Raw genomic sequence first — 1,423 nt, 5'->3', positions numbered from 1 at the left:
GGTCAAGTCCCAGGTAGTGGTGTAGCGCTGCGTTCTCCTTGATGAGGGGTCAGGCAGTCAGCGCGGGCAGGTCATCAGCTCCGATCTCGGGTTCGGTGGGCACGATGTTCATGCGTGATCGGGCCAGGACGTCGAGTCCGAGGTAGCGGCGGCCTTCGGCCCACTCGTCGGTTTGTTCTGCCAGGACGGCGCCGACCAGGCGCACGATCGCGTTGCGGTTGGGGAAGATCCCGACAGCGTCGGTGCGGCGGCGGATCTCCTTGTTGAGGCGTTCGGTGGGGTTGTTGGACCAGATCTGGGTCCAGATCTCCTTCGGGAACGTGGCGAAGGCCAGTAGGTCGGCGCGGGCGCGGTCGAGGTGCTCGGCCACTGCGGGGAGTTTCTCGCTGACGTAGTCGAGCAGCCGGTCGAACTGAGCCTCGACAGCGGTGGCATCGGGTTGGTCATAGACCGAGTGCAGCATCGCTTTCACGGCCGGCCACATGCTCTTCGGGGTCACGCCCATCAGGTTGAAGGCGTAGTGGGTGCGGCAGCGTTGCCAGGTCGCGCCGGGCAGGTTCGCAGCGATCGCCTCACGCAGCCCGGCGTGGGCGTCGCTGGTGATGAGCCGGACCCCGCACAGGCCGCGGGCGACGAGATCAGCGAAGAACTCGTTCCACGCGGCACCGGTTTCGGCGGTGGCCACGCGCATGCCGAGGACCTCGCGGTGACCATCCCCGTTGACGCCGGTCGCGAGCAACACCACGGCGTTGATGACCCGACCACCTTCACGAACCTTCATCGTGAGCGCGTCGGCGGTGACGAACGTGAACGGCCCAGCATCACCCAGGGGCCGGTGACGGAACTCCTCGACGATCTGGTCCAGATCGGTGGCCATCCGAGAGACCTGCGACTTCGAGAGCGAGTCGATCCCCAGCGTCTTGACCAGCTTGTCCATCCGGCGGGTGGAGACACCGGCGAGGTAGCAGTCAGCCACGACCGTGACCAGCGCGGACTCAGCACGTTTGCGGCGCTCGAGGAGCCACTCGGGAAAGTAGGTCCCCTGACGCAGTTTGGGGATCGCGACATCGACGGTCCCGACGCGGGTGTCGAGGTCACGGTGGCGGTAGCCGTTGCGTTGGCTGGTCCGGGTCGGCGAGGGCCGGCCGTACTCGGCACCGACGACCGCATCAGCGTCGGCGGAGAGCAGGGCGTTGATGATCGACTGCAGCAGCGATCGCATCAGATCAGGACTGGCCTCAGCCAGGGCTTCACCGAGCAGGCCTGCAGGGTCAACAATGTGTGGTGCGGTCATCGTGTGGTTCCGTTCGAGAGAGCTGTGGAAGGTGAACTCGAAGGATCACGCGGTGGCCGCACCGTCGTCCGACGTACACGCCGGCAACGACCTGGGCGACCGCGCTACACCACTATCGGGGACTCAACT

The 1,423-nt window shown here is 66.1% G+C and carries 1 protein-coding gene; it reads right to left on the bottom strand.

Annotated features, from left to right (window positions below; all coding sequences use genetic code 11):
- Positions 1 to 49: 49 nt before the first annotated feature.
- Positions 50 to 1,294 carry an IS256 family transposase gene (locus ACFWQC_RS28320; protein WP_378686182.1) on the bottom strand — a complete coding sequence of 415 codons (1,245 nt, stop codon included), beginning with the start codon at positions 1,292 to 1,294 and terminating at the stop codon, positions 50 to 52.
- Positions 1,295 to 1,423: the final 129 nt, after the last annotated feature.

Source organism: Nocardioides sp. NPDC058538 (genome assembly GCF_042719275.1).
Taxonomy (GTDB): Bacteria; Actinomycetota; Actinomycetes; order Propionibacteriales; family Nocardioidaceae; genus Nocardioides.
Note: the sequence above shows the minus strand (reverse complement) of the source record. Positions and strands in the feature narration are given on the sequence as shown.

What these genes read in the sequence shown, in the direction of transcription:
- ACFWQC_RS28320 (WP_378686182.1), bottom strand. Translation starts at nt 1,294, where the DNA reads ATGACCGCACCACACATTGTTGACCCTGCAGGCCTGCTCGGTGAAGCC.